Source organism: Pseudomonas sp. zfem004, from assembly GCF_032621715.1.
Lineage (GTDB): Bacteria > Pseudomonadota > Gammaproteobacteria > Pseudomonadales > Pseudomonadaceae > Aquipseudomonas > Aquipseudomonas sichuanensis.
Genome location: NZ_JAVYJF010000001.1, coordinates 123,280 through 138,296, shown reverse-complemented (window position 1 = coordinate 138,296; position 15,017 = coordinate 123,280). Strand labels below are relative to the sequence as shown.

At 60.2% G+C, this 15,017-nt stretch carries 15 protein-coding genes; all 15 read right to left on the bottom strand.

From position 1 onward, the window contains the following. Positions 1-79 precede the first annotated feature (79 nt). The 15 genes from glmU to mnmE all read right to left on the bottom strand — a co-directional run bounded on the left by glmU (position 80) and on the right by mnmE (position 14,957). The gene (glmU, locus tag RTH46_RS00670) at positions 80-1,447 is read right to left on the bottom strand and encodes a bifunctional UDP-N-acetylglucosamine diphosphorylase/glucosamine-1-phosphate N-acetyltransferase GlmU (protein WP_316904836.1); all 1,368 of its coding nucleotides are present in this window, start codon (positions 1,445-1,447) and stop codon (positions 80-82) included. Positions 1,448-1,570: 123 nt separating this feature from the next. Next, positions 1,571-1,990 carry a F0F1 ATP synthase subunit epsilon gene (locus tag RTH46_RS00665; RefSeq protein ID WP_110994045.1) on the bottom strand — a complete coding sequence of 140 codons (420 nt, stop codon included), beginning with the start codon at positions 1,988-1,990 and terminating at the stop codon, positions 1,571-1,573. Between the two features lie 44 nt (positions 1,991-2,034). Then, the gene (gene atpD / locus RTH46_RS00660; protein WP_003253197.1) at positions 2,035-3,411 is read right to left on the bottom strand and encodes a F0F1 ATP synthase subunit beta; all 1,377 of its coding nucleotides are present in this window, start codon (positions 3,409-3,411) and stop codon (positions 2,035-2,037) included. A 27-nt stretch (positions 3,412-3,438) separates the two neighbouring features. Beyond that, positions 3,439-4,299 carry a F0F1 ATP synthase subunit gamma gene (atpG, locus tag RTH46_RS00655; RefSeq protein ID WP_153786800.1) on the bottom strand — a complete coding sequence of 287 codons (861 nt, stop codon included), beginning with the start codon at positions 4,297-4,299 and terminating at the stop codon, positions 3,439-3,441. A 48-nt stretch (positions 4,300-4,347) separates the two neighbouring features. Next, complete coding sequence (gene atpA / locus RTH46_RS00650; protein ID WP_110994047.1) at positions 4,348-5,892, bottom strand: F0F1 ATP synthase subunit alpha; 1,545 nt, start codon at positions 5,890-5,892, stop codon at positions 4,348-4,350. Between the two features lie 21 nt (positions 5,893-5,913). Continuing rightward, on the bottom strand, positions 5,914-6,450 hold the full coding sequence (locus tag RTH46_RS00645; RefSeq protein ID WP_110994048.1) for a F0F1 ATP synthase subunit delta: 537 nt from the start codon (positions 6,448-6,450) through the stop codon (positions 5,914-5,916). Positions 6,451-6,462: 12 nt separating this feature from the next. Next, positions 6,463-6,933, bottom strand: a complete 471-nt coding sequence (locus RTH46_RS00640; RefSeq protein ID WP_153786801.1) for a F0F1 ATP synthase subunit B — start codon at positions 6,931-6,933, stop codon at positions 6,463-6,465. A 57-nt stretch (positions 6,934-6,990) separates the two neighbouring features. Then, entirely contained in the window at positions 6,991-7,248 is a 258-nt protein-coding gene (gene atpE, locus RTH46_RS00635) for a F0F1 ATP synthase subunit C (RefSeq protein WP_003097235.1), read from the bottom strand. A 144-nt stretch (positions 7,249-7,392) separates the two neighbouring features. Then, on the bottom strand, positions 7,393-8,262 hold the full coding sequence (gene atpB / locus RTH46_RS00630) for a F0F1 ATP synthase subunit A (protein WP_153786802.1): 870 nt from the start codon (positions 8,260-8,262) through the stop codon (positions 7,393-7,395). A 16-nt stretch (positions 8,263-8,278) separates the two neighbouring features. Beyond that, a complete protein-coding gene (locus RTH46_RS00625) occupies positions 8,279-8,686 on the bottom strand; it encodes a F0F1 ATP synthase subunit I (RefSeq protein ID WP_110994051.1) in 408 nt (135 codons plus the stop codon). A 149-nt stretch (positions 8,687-8,835) separates the two neighbouring features. Beyond that, complete coding sequence (locus RTH46_RS00620; protein WP_153786803.1) at positions 8,836-9,708, bottom strand: ParB/RepB/Spo0J family partition protein; 873 nt, start codon at positions 9,706-9,708, stop codon at positions 8,836-8,838. A gap of 9 nt (positions 9,709-9,717) precedes the next feature. Continuing rightward, positions 9,718-10,509, bottom strand: a complete 792-nt coding sequence (locus RTH46_RS00615; protein WP_110994053.1) for a ParA family protein — start codon at positions 10,507-10,509, stop codon at positions 9,718-9,720. Positions 10,510-10,527: 18 nt separating this feature from the next. Next, entirely contained in the window at positions 10,528-11,178 is a 651-nt protein-coding gene (gene rsmG / locus RTH46_RS00610; protein WP_316904835.1) for a 16S rRNA (guanine(527)-N(7))-methyltransferase RsmG, read from the bottom strand. Continuing rightward, positions 11,175-13,067 (bottom strand): tRNA uridine-5-carboxymethylaminomethyl(34) synthesis enzyme MnmG, encoded by a 1,893-nt coding sequence (gene mnmG / locus RTH46_RS00605; protein WP_153786805.1) that lies wholly within the window; start codon positions 13,065-13,067, stop codon positions 11,175-11,177. The genes rsmG and mnmG overlap by 4 nt, the downstream gene beginning before the upstream one ends. 519 nt (positions 13,068-13,586) lie before the next feature. Then, complete coding sequence (gene mnmE / locus RTH46_RS00600; RefSeq protein ID WP_153786806.1) at positions 13,587-14,957, bottom strand: tRNA uridine-5-carboxymethylaminomethyl(34) synthesis GTPase MnmE; 1,371 nt, start codon at positions 14,955-14,957, stop codon at positions 13,587-13,589. Positions 14,958-15,017: the final 60 nt, after the last annotated feature.

Here is a 15,017-nt window from a genome sequence, read left to right as displayed (position 1 = left end):
ATCGATGTTTAGTCAAGCACCGACAAAAAAGCCGACTTATTCACATAAGTCGGCCTTCAGCAAAGCAGCTGTGGATAACTCAGCTCTTCTTGATCTTCTCCGGCCGTTTCCAGCCTTCGATGTTGCGTTGCCGTGCACGTGCCACGCCCAACTGCCTGGCCGGGACCGCCTGGGTGATGGTCGAGCCTGCGGCAGTGGTGGCACCGGCCTGGATTTCCACAGGCGCCACCAGGGAGTTGTTGGAGCCGATGAACACGTCCTCGCCCATCACGGTGCGGAACTTGTTGGCGCCGTCGTAGTTGCAGGTGATGGTGCCCGCACCGATGTTGGTACGCGCGCCGATCTCGGCATCGCCCAGGTAAGTCAGGTGGCCAGCCTTGGCACCTTCGCCCAGGTGGGCGTTCTTCAGCTCGACGAAGTTACCCACATGGGCCTTGGCCTCCAGCACGCTGCCCGGGCGCAGGCGGGCGAACGGGCCGGCATCGCTGCCTTCGCCCATCACGGCACCGTCAAGATGGCTGTTGGCCTTGATCACCACGCCCTTGCGCAGGGTACTGTCCTTGATCACGCAGTTGGGGCCGATCTGCACGTTGTCCTCGATGACCACCTTGCCCTCGAGGATGACGTTGATATCGATCATCACATCGCGCCCGACAGTGATCTCACCGCGCACATCGAAACGCGCCGGGTCGCGCAGGGTGACGCCCTGAGCCATCAGGCGCTGGCCTGCGCGCAGCTGATAGTGACGCTCAAGCTCCGACAGCTGGCGGCGGTCGTTGGCACCTTGCACTTCCATCGGGTCGTGGGGCTGCTCGGTGGCGACCACCAGGCCATCGGCCACGGCCATGGCGATCACGTCGGTGAGGTAGTACTCGCCCTGGGCGTTGTTGTTGGACAGGCGGCCCATCCAGTCGGCCAGGCGCGCCGCCGGCATGGCGAGGATGCCAGTGTTGCCCTCTTTGATTGCCTTCTGCGCTTCGCTGGCATCCTTGTGCTCGACGATTGCGGTGACCTCGCCTTGCTCGTTACGCACGATGCGGCCATAGCCGGTCGGGTCGGCGAGGTTGACCGTCAGCAGGCCCAACTGGCTGGCGCTGACCTTGGCCAGCAGGCGCTGCAGGGTTTCCACCTCGATCAACGGCACATCGCCGTACAGCACCAGCACGGTTTCGGCGGTGACTGCCGGCAAGGCCTGGGCGACGGCGTGGCCAGTGCCCAGTTGCTTGTCCTGCATGACGAAGTTCAGGTCGTCTGCAGCCAGGCGTTCACGCACAAGCTCCGCACCGTGGCCAATGACCACGTGGATGCCCGTGGGCTGCAGTTGGCGAGCGCTGTGGATAACATGGCCAAGCATGGAGTTGCCGGCTACCGGGTGCAGCACCTTGGGCAGTGCCGAGCGCATACGGGTGCCTTGGCCTGCGGCGAGAATGACGATATCGAGGGACATTGACTGGCTACCAATCCTGGGCGGTCAGGGAAATGACCGGGGACTAAATTCTTGAAAAAGAAAAAGGGTAGCCGAGGCTACCCTTTAACTCAATCGCAGCGGAAGTGACCGGCAAAAGCCAGATTACTTGCCTTTGCGCATTTGCTGGACAGTACGCAGCTGAGCTGCGGCCTCGGCCAGACGTGCGGCAGCAGCGCCGTAGTCGAAGTCCGAGCCTTTGGTGTTCAGCGCGTTCTCGGCAGCCTTGAGGGCTTCCTGAGCCTGAGCTTCGTCCAGGTCGGCAGCGCGCTGCACGGTGTCGGCAAGAACCTTGACCATGTTCGGCTGCACTTCGAGGAAGCCACCGGAGATGTAGAACACCTCTTGAGTGCCACCCTGCTTGGTCAGCGTGATCGGACCAGGCTTGAGATTGGTGATCAGCGGCGCGTGACCCGGAGCGATACCAAGATCACCCAGGTTACCGTGCGCTACTACCATCTCGACCAGGCCGGAGAAGATCTCTCCTTCCGCGCTGACGATGTCGCAATGGACTGTCATAGCCATCTGCTTGCCTCAACCTGATTAGCGCCCCTTGCGGGGCGCCGGGATTACAGTTTCTTGGCTTTCTCGATCGCTTCGTCGATGCTGCCGACCATGTAGAACGCTTGTTCTGGCAGGTGGTCGTAGTCACCTTTGAGGATGCCGCTGAAGCCAGCGATGGTGTCCTTGAGCGAAACGTACTTGCCTGGCGAGCCGGTGAAGACTTCGGCCACGAAGAACGGCTGCGACAGGAAGCGCTGGATCTTACGAGCGCGGGCAACCAGTTGCTTGTCGGCTTCGGACAGTTCGTCCATACCCAGGATCGCGATGATGTCTTTCAGCTCTTTGTAGCGCTGCAGAACATACTGAACGCCACGAGCGGTCTCGTAGTGCTCGTTGCCGATCACGTTCGGGTCCAGCTGGCGCGAAGTCGAGTCCAGTGGGTCGACCGCTGGGTAGATACCCAGGGAGGCGATGTCACGGGACAGAACGACGGTGGCGTCCAAGTGGGCGAAGGTGGTCGCTGGCGACGGGTCGGTCAGGTCGTCCGCAGGTACGTATACGGCCTGTACGGAGGTGATCGAACCTTCTTTGGTCGAAGTGATGCGCTCTTGCAGCACGCCCATCTCTTCAGCCAGGGTCGGCTGGTAACCTACTGCCGAAGGCATACGGCCCAGCAGTGCGGATACTTCGGTACCGGCCAGGGTGTAACGATAGATGTTGTCGACGAACAGCAGAACGTCGTTACCTTCGTCACGGAACTTCTCAGCCATGGTCAGGCCGGTCAGCGCTACGCGCAGACGGTTTCCTGGTGGCTCGTTCATCTGACCGTAGACCAGCGCTACCTTGTCGAGAACGTTGGAATCCTTCATCTCGTGGTAGAAGTCGTTACCCTCACGAGTACGCTCACCCACACCAGCGAACACGGAGTAACCGCTGTGTTCCATGGCGATGTTACGGATCAGTTCCATCATGTTTACGGTCTTGCCGACACCGGCACCACCGAACAGACCAACCTTACCACCCTTGGCAAACGGGCAAACCAGGTCGATAACCTTGATGCCGGTTTCCAGCAGGTCGTTGCCGCCTGCCTGGTCAGCGAACGAAGGCGCTGGCTGGTGGATACCGCGACGCTCTTCTTCGCCGATCGGGCCGGCTTCGTCGATCGGGTTGCCCAGAACGTCCATGATACGGCCCAGAGTGGCCTTACCAACTGGAACGGAAATGGCAGCGCCGGTGTCGACGACATCCAGACCGCGCTTCAGGCCTTCGGTCGAGCCCATCGCAATGGTACGAACCACGCCGTCGCCCAGCTGCTGCTGAACTTCCAGGGTGGTTTCCGCGCCTTGTACTTTCAGCGCGTTGTAAACACTCGGCACGACGTCACGTGGGAATTCCACGTCGATGACGGCGCCGATGATTTGAACGATACGTCCGCTACTCATAGCTGGATCCTCTGAATATTTGAACCGTTAAACCGCGGCAGCGCCGCCGACGATTTCCGAGATCTCCTGGGTGATCGCAGCCTGACGCGCCTTGTTGTAGATCAACTGCAGCTCTTTGATCAAATCACCGGCGTTGTCTGTGGCGTTCTTCATGGCGATCATCCGGGCCGCTTGTTCAGCAGCGTTGTTCTCGACCACCGCCTGGTATACCTGCGACTCCACGTAACGCACCATCAAGCCGTCCAGCAGCTCTTTTGCGTCGGGTTCGTACAGGTAATCCCAGTGATGCTTGAGATCCTGATCCGGGGTTGCCACCAACGGTACCAATTGCTCGACCGTCGGCTTTTGGGTCATGGTATTGATGAACTTGTTCGAAACCACCGAAAGGCGATCGATACGGCCGTCCAGGTAGGCGTCCAGCATCACTTTGACGGAGCCGATCAGATCGTTGATCGATGGCTCTTCGCCCAGGTGGCTGATCGCGGCTACGACGTTGCCGCCAAAGATGCGGAAGAAAGTCGCACCCTTGCTGCCGATCACGCACAGGTCGATTTCCACGCCCTGTTCGCGGTTTACGCTCATGTCCTTGACCAGGGCCTTGAACAGGTTGGTATTCAAGCCACCGCACAGACCACGGTCACTCGACACCACGACATAACCAACGCGCTTTACAGGGCGCTCGATCATGAACGGGTGGCGGTATTCCGGGTTGGCGTTGGCCAGATGACCGATCACCTGGCGGATACGCTCCGCGTAAGGACGGCTAGCAGCCATGCGCATTTGTGCCTTGCGCATCTTGCTTACCGCCACTTTCTCCATGGCGCTGGTAATTTTTTGCGTGCTTTTGATGCTCGCAATCTTACTGCGAATCTCTTTTGCGCCTGCCATGTATCACCTATCAGGTTAGCAAGCGGGGGCCGGAGCCCCCGCTGCGGCTTACCAGGTCTGGGTGGCCTTGAACTTCTCGATACCGGCTTTCATGCCAGCGTCGATTTCGTCGTTGAAGTCACCCTTCACGTTGATCTTGGCCATCAGTTCGGCGTGATCACGGTTGAAGAAGGCGATCAGCGCTTGCTCGAAGCTGCCGACCTTGGAGACTTCTACGTCAGTCAGGAAACCACGCTCAGCGGCGTACAGCGACAGGGCCATGTCGGCGATCGACATTGGCGCGTACTGCTTCTGCTTCATCAGCTCGGTTACGCGCTGACCATGCTCCAGCTGCTTGCGGGTCGCTTCGTCCAGATCGGAAGCGAACTGGGCGAATGCAGCCAGTTCACGGTACTGAGCCAGAGCGGTACGGATACCACCGGACAGCTTCTTGATGATCTTGGTCTGAGCGGCACCACCTACGCGGGATACCGAAACACCGGCGTTAACTGCAGGGCGGATGCCCGAGTTGAACATGGCCGATTCCAGGAAGATCTGACCGTCGGTGATCGAGATCACGTTGGTCGGAACGAACGCGGAAACGTCGCCAGCCTGGGTTTCGATGATCGGCAGAGCGGTCAGGGAACCGGTTTTGCCGGTGACTGCGCCGTTGGTGAACTTCTCGACGTACTCTTCCGAAACGCGCGATGCACGCTCCAGCAGACGGGAGTGGAGATAGAACACGTCGCCTGGGTACGCTTCACGTCCTGGTGGACGGCGCAGCAGCAGGGAGATCTGACGGTAGGCAACGGCCTGTTTGGACAGGTCATCGTAGACGATCAGGGCGTCTTCACCGCGGTCACGGAAGAACTCGCCCATGGTGCAGCCGGCGTATGGCGCCAGGAACTGCAGTGCGGCGGATTCCGAAGCACTGGCAACGACCACGATGGTGTTGGCCAGGGCGCCGGCTTCTTCCAGCTTGCGAACGATGTTGGCAACGGTGGAACGCTTTTGGCCGACTGCAACATAAACGCAGAAAATACCGGAGTCTTTCTGGTTGATGATGGCGTCGATGGCCATGGCGGTCTTGCCGATCTGGCGGTCACCGATGATCAGCTCGCGCTGGCCACGGCCGACAGGGATCATGGCGTCGACGGACTTGTAGCCAGTCTGTACAGGCTGGTCTACCGACTTACGCCAGATCACGCCCGGGGCCACTTTCTCGACCGCGTCGGTCTGGGTGTTGCCCAGAGGACCTTTACCGTCGATTGGGTTACCCAGTGCGTCAACGACGCGGCCCAGCAGTTCCTTACCAACCGGAACTTCCAGGATGCGGCCGGTGCACTTGGCGCTCATGCCTTCGGCGAGGGTGTCATAGGCACCCAGGATCACCGCACCTACGGAGTCTTGCTCCAGGTTCAGTGCCATGCCGAAGACGCTGCCAGGGAACTCGATCATTTCGCCGTACATGACGTCGGCCAGACCGTGGATCCGCACGATACCGTCGGATACCGAAACGACGGTACCTTCGTTACGGGCTTGGGAGCCGACATCGAGTTTCTCGATGCGACCCTTGATGATTTCACTAATTTCGGAAGGATTGAGTTGCTGCATTGCTCTGCTGCCCCTTCAAACTCAAGATTTCAATGCTTCGGCCAGTTTCGCGATCTTGCCGCGAACCGAGCCATCGATTACCAGGTCGCCGGCGCGGATAACGACGCCGCCGATCAGGCTGGCATCCTCCGTCGCGTGCAGGCGCACTTCCCGGCTGAGCCGTGCACTGAGAACCTTGGCGAGTTTGTCTTGCTGTTCTTGGTTCAACGCAAAAGCACTGGTGACTTCCACGTCCACGGATTTCTCTTGCTCGGCCTTGTACAGGTCGAACAGAGCGGCAATCTCCGGCAGAAGCAGGAGACGGTCGTTTTCCGCGGCAACATGAATGAAATTCTGTGCCTGAGTGTCGAACTTGTCACCGCACACTTCGATGAATGCGGCGGCCTTGTTTGCGCTAGTCAGTTGCGGGGCCTTGAGCAGGCGCTGCATGGTGTCGTCTTGCGACACCGCAGCAGCCAGGCCGAGCATGGCTGACCAATTGGCCAGTTGCTGATGGGCCTGGGCGTGCTCGAAGGCAGCCTTAGCGTAAGGTCGGGCCAACGTGGTCAGTTCTGCCATGATCGCCCTCGCTTAAATTTCAGCGGCCAGTTTGTTAACCAGCTCCGCATGCGCGTTTTGATCGATTGTGGCGCCAAGGATCTTTTCAGCACCGCCAACAGCCAGGGCACCCACTTGGGCACGCAGGGCGTCTTTGACGCTGTTAATTTCCTGTTCGATCTCGGCTAGAGCCTGGGCCTTCACACGGTCAGCTTCGACGCGAGCCTGTTCACGGGCTTCGTCTACAAGCTGAGCAGCGCGTTTCTTGCTTTGCTCAATGATTTCAGCTGCCTGTGCCTTCGCTTCACGCAGTTGCTGACCCGCTTTCTCTTGGGCCAGCTCCAGGTCGCGAGCTGCGCGGTTGGCAGCGTCCAAGCCGTCGGCGATCTTCTTTTGACGCTCTTGCAGGGCAGTGATGACCGGAGGCCATACGTACTTCATGCAGAAAGCTACGAAAATGAAGAAAGCAACGGTTTGGCCAATCAGGGTTGCATTAATGTTCACGCCAACACCTCGCTCGGTCTTTGTCCATCACAGCAATCAACTCGTAAAAACGAGTGATTAGCCGGCGATCTGACCAACGAAGGGATTCGCGAAGGTGAAGAACAGAGCGATACCAACACCGATCATGGTTACGGCGTCGAGCAGACCGGCAACGATGAACATTTTGACCTGCAGCATTGGAACCATTTCTGGCTGGCGAGCAGCGCCTTCCAGGAACTTGCCGCCCAGCAGGCCGAAACCAATGGCGGTACCCAGAGCACCCAGGCCGATCAGCAGAGCAACAGCGATAGCGGTCAGACCAACTACAGTTTCCATCTTTCCTCCCGACTTTTACGTCGTATTGGTTAGGTTTTTAGTTTGAAGCGGTAAAACAAATCGTTTGGTACAGCATGCCCTTGCGGACTTTTTAAGCCCTCCCCCCAAACGGGCGGGGAAGGCTATCAGACACGCCAGGCGGTCTTAATGGTTATCTTCGTGCGCCATCGACAGGTAGACGATGGTCAGCATCATGAAGATGAAGGCTTGCAGGGTGATGATCAGGATGTGGAACACCGCCCACGCCCATTGCAGCACCACACCCAGGCCGGACAGCCACAGCAGGCCGGAACCGAACATCACCGCGATCAGGATGAACACCAGTTCGCCGGCGTACATGTTGCCGAACAGACGCAGTGCCAGCGAGATCGGCTTGGCGATCAGGGTGACGAATTCGAGCAGGAAGTTCACCGGGATCAGCAGGATCTTCACGAAGATGTTCTTGCTGCCGAACGGGTGCAGGGTCAGCTCGCCGATGAAGCCGCCGAGGCCCTTGACCTTGATGCTGTAGAAGATGATCAGGGCGAACACGCTGAAGGCCATGGCCAGGGTCGCATTCGGGTCAGTGGTCGGCACGGCGCGGAAGAAGATGTGCTCGTTGCCGGACAGCTTCTGTGCAGCCCACGGCAACCAGTCGACCGGTACCAGGTCGATGGCGTTCATCAGGAACACCCAGACGAAGATGGTCAGCGCCAGCGGGGCGATCACCGCGCTGCGGCCGTGGAAGGAGTCCTTCACGCTGCCATTGACGAAGTCCACCAGTACTTCGACGAAGTTCTGCAGGCCGCCAGGCTGGCCGGAAGTCGCCTTCTTGGCCGCCATGCGGAAGATGATCAGGAAGATCAGACCCATCGCAACGGACCAGCCCAGGGTGTCCAGGTGGAACGCCCAGAAGCCCATTGCCTTGGCTTCTGCAGCCGAATGGGCCAAGCCCCAGCTGCCGTCTGGTAGTTGACCGTAGGTCAGGTTCTGCAAGTGGTGCTGGATATAACCCGAAGCGGTTTCTTCTGCCATGGTTGCCTCAAACGCCCTAAGGTCTCGAAAGTCTTTTATTCATCAGCAGGGGCGCGAACCAGCTGACCATAAGGGTCAGCACGAAGACGCCGAATACTGCCAACGGCGCCAATGGCTTCACTCCTGCGAAGGTCAGTGCAAACAGCACTGCCGTCAAAATCATCTTGCCTGCCTCGCCAGCGTAAAACGACTTGACGATGGCCTGCGCCGCTCGGGCTCCGCTGAAGCGAAAAGCCTTCCAGGCGAAATACATATTGGGCAGCCAGGCAATCAGTCCCCCACAGAGGCCTGAATATCCACTGACTCCCCCTTTCCACTGCCACAACACCAATGTTGCCAGCAGCAGTACAACAAATTGAGCCAGCAGTACCGGGAAAACCGCCCAGCGATGGAAAGGCAGGCGGTTTGGCGTGCGGATTTCCATCACAACTGCTCCTCGGAAGTCGACTGCCTGGTCAGCAATGACTTGGCATAATTTGTGCCGACAAAATGCGCGCAGAGTATAGGGGCGGATTAACCCCTATTCAACTATTGGGTAGTGATTTCCGACTGCACGCTACAACGGGAATTGTTTCAGCGGATGTGAGCAAGCACACCTTGCAACTCATCAAGCGAGTTGTAACGAATGACCAACTGGCCTTTGCCCTTGTTGCCATGGCGGATTTGCACCGCCGAGCCCAGGCGCTCTGCCAGACGCTGTTCGAGGCGGGCGATATCCGGATCAGGTTTGCTCGGTTCGACCGGATCAGGTTTGCCGTTGAGCCACTGGCGCACCAGTGCCTCGGTTTGGCGCACGGTGAGGCCACGTGCGACAACATGACGCGCCCCTTCTTCCTGACGGGCTTCGTCCAGGCCGAGCAAGGCACGGGCATGACCCATCTCCAGGTCGCCGTGGGCGAGCATGGTCTTGATCGCCTCGGGCAGCGAGATCAGGCGCAGCAGGTTGGCCACGGTCACCCGCGACTTGCCGACGGCATCGGCCACTTGCTGCTGGGTCAGTTCGAACTCGTGCTGCAGGCGCTGCAGGGCAATCGCCTCCTCCAGCGGGTTGAGGTCTTCACGCTGGATGTTCTCGATCAGCGCCATGGCGATGGCGGCTTCGTCGGGCACCTCGCGGACCATGGCCGGGATGCTGTCCAGGCCGGCCTGCTGGGTGGCGCGCCAGCGGCGCTCACCGGCGATGATCTCGTAACGGTTGTCGCCGATCGGGCGGACCACGATCGGTTGCATGACACCGTGGTTGCGGATCGAGTGCGCCAGTTCTTCCAGCGCCTCGGGATCCATGTCGCGGCGAGGCTGATACTTGCCGCGCTGGATCAGCTCGACCGGCAGCTGTTGCAGTTCTTTCTGGTCGATCTTGACAGCCTGCTCTTCGAGCGCGCTGACGGAAGGACCACTGAGCAGTGCATCCAACCCACGTCCGAGACCGCGTTTCTTGATGGCCATGCGGATTCCTTAAGTTGTTTGTGCAGTGCGTGATGGACGGCGCTGACGGCGAACCAGTTCCCCGGCAAGCGCAAGATAGGCGAGCGCGCCACGGGATTGCTTGTCGTAGGCCAGCGCCGGCATGCCGAAGCTCGGCGCCTCGGCCAGGCGGATGTTGCGTGGGATCACCGTGTCGTACAGCTGGTCGCCGAAGTGTTCCTTGAGCTGCGCCGAAACATCGTTGTTCAGGCTCAGGCGCGGGTCGTACATGGTCCGCAGCAGGCCTTCGATCTTCAGCGCCGGGTTCAACCGTGCGGCGATGCGCTTGATGTTATCCACAAGGTCGCTGAGACCTTCCAGTGCGTAGTACTCGCACTGCATGGGGATGATCACGCCATCGGAGGCGACCAGGGCGTTGAGGGTCAGCATCGACAGCGACGGCGGGCAGTCGATGAGGATGTAGTCGTAGCTCTCGCGGATCGGCGCCAGGGCGTTGCGCAGGCGGCTTTCCTTCATCTGCATCTCGAGCAGGACCACCTCGGCGGCGGTCAGGTCGCGGTTGGCCGGCAGCAGCTGGTAACCACCGTGCTCGGAGTAGTGCATGGCCTGGGTCAGGTCGCACTCCCCGATCAGCAGGTCGTACACCGAATGTTCGAGCTCGTGTTTATCCACACCGCTGCCCATGGTGGCGTTGCCCTGCGGATCGAGGTCGATCAGCAGCACGCGGCGCTTGGTCGCGGCCAGCGATGCGGCGAGATTGATACAGGTGGTGGTCTTGCCCACACCACCTTTCTGGTTCGCGATTGCGAATACCTTAGCCATTGTTGCGTGTGTTCCCAGTCATGCCTTGCGGCGCAGTATCAGCAGATGGCGCTGGCCCTGGCAACCTGGAACGGTCAGGGCCTGCTCGCTTTCCACTGTGAAGTCTGCGGGCAATGCTACCAGTTCATCGGCAGGATGCAGCCCTTTCATTGCAAGCCATTGCGTGCGGGCGTCACCCAGGTGGCGGGTCCAGTTGGTGAAATTTTCCATGCTGCTGAAAGCGCGCGAGATGATCCCGCAGAACGGCTGCTCGGGCTGAACCTCTTCGACCCGGCTGTGGATAACCGTGAGGTTGGCCAGCTTCAGCTCCATTTTCACCTGGGTCAGGAAGCGGGTCTTCTTGCCGTTGCTGTCGAGCACCGTCACTTGCTTGTGCGGATGCAGGATAGCCAACGGGATGCCGGGCATGCCGCCACCGCTGCCGACATCCAGCCAACGCTGGGTGTCATTGTGGATAAACGGCATGACGCTGAGGCTGTCGAGCAGGTGGCGCGACACCATCTCGTCCGGGTTACGCACAGCGGTGAGGTTGTAGGCCTTGTTCCATTTGATCAACAGGGCCAGGTAACCCAGCAGCAGTTCGTGCTGCTGCGCGTTCAGCTCGACACCGAGCTGGCGCGCACCTGTGGACAACTCTTCGGCGTGTTGCGGGGTGACCAGGGAACTCAAGCGCTTTGCTCCAATTCGCGGCCTGCGCCGCGTTTTTTCAAGTGAATCAGCAACAGGGAAATCGCCGCAGGCGTGACACCCGGGATACGCGAAGCCTGGCCAAGCGTCTCTGGACGGGTTTCGCCGAGCTTGCCCTGGATCTCCTTGGACAGGCCGGAAATCGAGGTGTAGTCGATATCCACAGGCAGGCGGGTGTCTTCGCTGGCACGTAGCCGGGCGATCTCGTCCTGCTGACGGTCGATGTAGCCGGCGTACTTGGTCTTGATCTCGACCTGCTCGGCGACCTGCGGATCGATCACGTCGCCACCGGTGGCTTCGATCAGGCCAGCGTAGTCGACTTCCGGGCGAGCCAGCAGGTTGAGCAGGCTGTATTCATGGTTCAGCGGGGTCGCGAACTTATCCACAATGGCCTGGCCTTGTGGCGTGCCCGGGCGTACCCAGGTGCTTTTCAGCCGCTGCTCCTCGCGCTCGATGCCTTCGCGCTTGGCGCTGAAAGCGGCCCAGCGCTCGTCGTCGATCAACCCCAGCTCGCGGCCTTTTTCGGTCAGGCGCAGGTCGGCGTTGTCTTCGCGCAGGATCAGCCGGTATTCGGCGCGCGAGGTGAACATGCGGTAGGGCTCTTGCGTACCCAGGGTGATCAGGTCGTCTACCAGCACACCGATGTAGGCCTCGTCACGGCGCGGGCACCAGCTTTCGCGGCCCTGCGCGCGCAGCGCGGCGTTGGTCCCAGCCAGCAGGCCCTGGGCGCCGGCCTCTTCGTAACCGGTGGTGCCGTTGATCTGGCCGGCGAAGAACAGGCCGCCGATGACCTTGGTCTCGAGGCTGTACTTGAGGTCGCGCGGGTCGAAGTAGTCGTACTCGATGGCGTAACCCGGGCGAACGATGTGGGCGTTTTCCATGCCGCGGATCGAGCGAACCAGCTCCAGCTGCACGTCGAACGGCAGCGAAGTCGAGATACCGTTGGGGTACAGCTCATGGGTGGTCAGGCCTTCCGGCTCGATGAACACCTGGTGGCTTTCCTTGTCGGCAAAGCGGTGGATCTTGTCTTCGATCGACGGGCAATAGCGCGGACCGATGCCTTCGATCACACCCGAGTACATCGGCGAACGGTCAAGGTTCGAGGCAATGATCTCGTGGGTGCGCGCATTGGTGTGGGTAATCCAGCAGCTGACCTGGCGCGGGTGCATCTGGGCATTGCCCATGAACGACATCACCGGGATCGGCGTGTCGCCGGGCTGCTCGGTCATTACCGAGAAATCCACGGAGCGGCCATCGATGCGCGGCGGTGTGCCGGTTTTCAGCCGGCCGACGCGCAGCGGCAGTTCACGCATGCGATGGGCCAGGGCAATCGAAGGCGGGTCGCCGGCGCGACCGCCGGAGTGGTTCTGCAGGCCGATGTGGATAAGTCCACCGAGGAAAGTGCCGGTGGTCAGTACCACGCTCTCGGCGAAGAAACGCAGGCCCATCTGCGTGACCACGCCTTTCACCTGGTCCTGCTCGACGATCAGGTCATCGCAGGACTGCTGGAATATCCACAGGTTCGGCTGGTTTTCCAGGATTTCGCGCACCACCGCCTTGTAGATGGCGCGGTCGGCCTGTGCCCGGGTTGCACGTACGGCCGGGCCCTTGCGGTTGTTCAGGATGCGGAACTGGATGCCGCTCTTGTCGGTGGCCAGCGCCATGGCGCCGCCGAGCGCATCGATCTCTTTGACCAGATGGCTTTTGCCGATGCCACCGATGGCCGGGTTGCAGCTCATGTGACCGAGGGTTTCCACGTTATGGGTCAACAGCAGGGTTTTCACACCCATGCGTGCAGACGCAAGCGCAGCCTCGGTACCGGCATGGCCGCCGCCGATGACGATCACTTCAAAACGGGAAGGGAAATCCACCACGCACCTCGTGCCTGTTTTTACGAATAGAGAAGGTAAGCGGACAAGTATAGGGACTTACCCCCCTTCAAAGAAACCGTCTGAGCAAATTTTGATCAGCCTGTGGATGAGTGGCAGGCAATAGAAATCAAAGAAGAAAAATTTATAAAAGCTTTGTTTTTATGTTTATGTTTAGGGCCCTTCCTGCCTGTTGATAACTGTATGTAGGCCTTTAGCTACGGGACTTACAGCAATTCATAACCCTGGGTCTAAGTAGCCCTGTGGGGTCTGGACAAGATTGTTTAACCTGTGGATGAAAGTAGCTGTTACCCACAGGCCGCATTTTCCTCAACAAAAAGGCGTGGTTATCAACGGAGCTGAAGGCGAGTTTTCCACAGAGCACAGGCGAGCGCTCGCCTGCCTGTTGATGAAAATATCAGGCGACGAACGGTCGTATAGCGAAGGATCAGGGGGGGGAGTTACCGCATGGTCCCCCGCAACAAGCGCCAGGCAGCGCTTGCAGGGGGAGCCGAGAAGGGATTACTTGCCGATGCAGAAGCTGGAGAAGATTCGCCCCAGCAGATCGTCCGAGCTGAATGCCCCGGTGATTTCACCCAGGGCTTGCTGAGCCTGGCGCAGGTCTTCGGCCAGCAATTCACCCGCGCCGGCAAGGGTCAGCTGAGCACGGCCATGTTCAAGATGGCTGCTGGCCTGGCGCAGCGCTTCCAGGTGGCGACGGCGCGCGCTGAAGCTGCTTTCCGCGGTCTGTTCATAGCCCATGCAGGCCTTGAGATGATCACGCAGCAAGTCCAGGCCCATGTCGCTGTCATTGGCACTCAGGGTGATGGTTGCATGCCCGTCGTCACTCAGCTCCAGGCCAACCTGCTCGCCACTGAGGTCGGCCTTGTTGCGGATCAGCGTGACCTTGGCCGGATCCGGGCGCTGATCGAGGAATTCTGGCCACAGGGCAAAAGGATCGCTGGCTTCAGGCGCCGTGGAGTCGACCACCAACAGCACCCGATCGGCCTCGTTGATGGCCTTCAACGCCCGCTCTACGCCGATCTTTTCCACATGGTCATCGGTATCGCGCAGTCCTGCGGTATCGACCACGTGCAGCGGCATGCCGTCGATGTGGATATGTTCACGCAGGATGTCCCGGGTAGTGCCGGCGATATCGGTGACGATCGCCGCTTCACGGCCTGCCAGCTGGTTGAGCAGGCTGGACTTGCCGGCATTCGGCCGGCCAGCGATGACCACGGTCATGCCATCGCGCAGCAAGGCGCCCTGCCCGGCTTCGCGCTGCACTGTGGACAACTCGGTGCGCACATCATCGAGCATGCGCAACACATGGCCATCGGCGAGAAAGTCGATTTCCTCCTCCGGGAAGTCGATGGCGGCTTCGACATAGATACGCAAGGCAATCAGCGCCTCGGTCAGCCCATGCACACGCTTGGAGAACGCCCCCTGCAGCGAGCGCAACGCATTGCGCGCGGCCTGGGTAGAGCTCGCCTCGATCAGGTCGGCAATGGCCTCGGCCTGGGCCAGGTCGAGCTTGTCATTGAGGAACGCACGCTCGCTGAACTCGCCCGGCCGCGCCAGACGGCAGCCCAGTTGCAGGCAACGCTGCAGCAGCATGTCCATCACCACGGGGCCGCCATGGCCCTGCAGCTCCAGCACATCCTCGCCGGTGAAAGAATTCGGCCCGGGGAAGAACAGCGCGATGCCCTCGTCCAGCACCAGGCCATCGGCATCGCGGAACGGGCCATAGTGGGCGTGGCGCGGGGTCAGGCTGCGGCCGGTGATGGTCTGCCCGGCCTGGCTGGCCAGTGGGCCGGACAAGCGGACGATACCGACACCGCCGCGGCCCTGGGCAGTGGCAATGGCGGCGATGGTTTCACGCACAGTATTCATGCTCGAAGCCTCTACAACGAATTCGAAAGACAGATAGCAAAAACGCCCCACGAGGGGGCG

What these genes read in the sequence shown, in the direction of transcription:
- glmU (WP_316904836.1), bottom strand. Translation starts at nt 1,447, where the DNA reads ATGTCCCTCGATATCGTCATTCTCGCCGCAGGCCAAGGCACCCGTATG.
- RTH46_RS00665 (WP_110994045.1), bottom strand. Translation starts at nt 1,990, where the DNA reads ATGGCTATGACAGTCCATTGCGACATCGTCAGCGCGGAAGGAGAGATC.
- atpD (WP_003253197.1), bottom strand. Translation starts at nt 3,411, where the DNA reads ATGAGTAGCGGACGTATCGTTCAAATCATCGGCGCCGTCATCGACGTG.
- atpG (WP_153786800.1), bottom strand. Translation starts at nt 4,299, where the DNA reads ATGGCAGGCGCAAAAGAGATTCGCAGTAAGATTGCGAGCATCAAAAGC.
- atpA (WP_110994047.1), bottom strand. Translation starts at nt 5,892, where the DNA reads ATGCAGCAACTCAATCCTTCCGAAATTAGTGAAATCATCAAGGGTCGC.
- RTH46_RS00645 (WP_110994048.1), bottom strand. Translation starts at nt 6,450, where the DNA reads ATGGCAGAACTGACCACGTTGGCCCGACCTTACGCTAAGGCTGCCTTC.
- atpE (WP_003097235.1), bottom strand. Translation starts at nt 7,248, where the DNA reads ATGGAAACTGTAGTTGGTCTGACCGCTATCGCTGTTGCTCTGCTGATC.
- atpB (WP_153786802.1), bottom strand. Translation starts at nt 8,262, where the DNA reads ATGGCAGAAGAAACCGCTTCGGGTTATATCCAGCACCACTTGCAGAAC.
- RTH46_RS00625 (WP_110994051.1), bottom strand. Translation starts at nt 8,686, where the DNA reads ATGGAAATCCGCACGCCAAACCGCCTGCCTTTCCATCGCTGGGCGGTT.
- RTH46_RS00620 (WP_153786803.1), bottom strand. Translation starts at nt 9,708, where the DNA reads ATGGCCATCAAGAAACGCGGTCTCGGACGTGGGTTGGATGCACTGCTC.
- RTH46_RS00615 (WP_110994053.1), bottom strand. Translation starts at nt 10,509, where the DNA reads ATGGCTAAGGTATTCGCAATCGCGAACCAGAAAGGTGGTGTGGGCAAG.
- mnmE (WP_153786806.1), bottom strand. Translation starts at nt 14,957, where the DNA reads ATGAATACTGTGCGTGAAACCATCGCCGCCATTGCCACTGCCCAGGGC.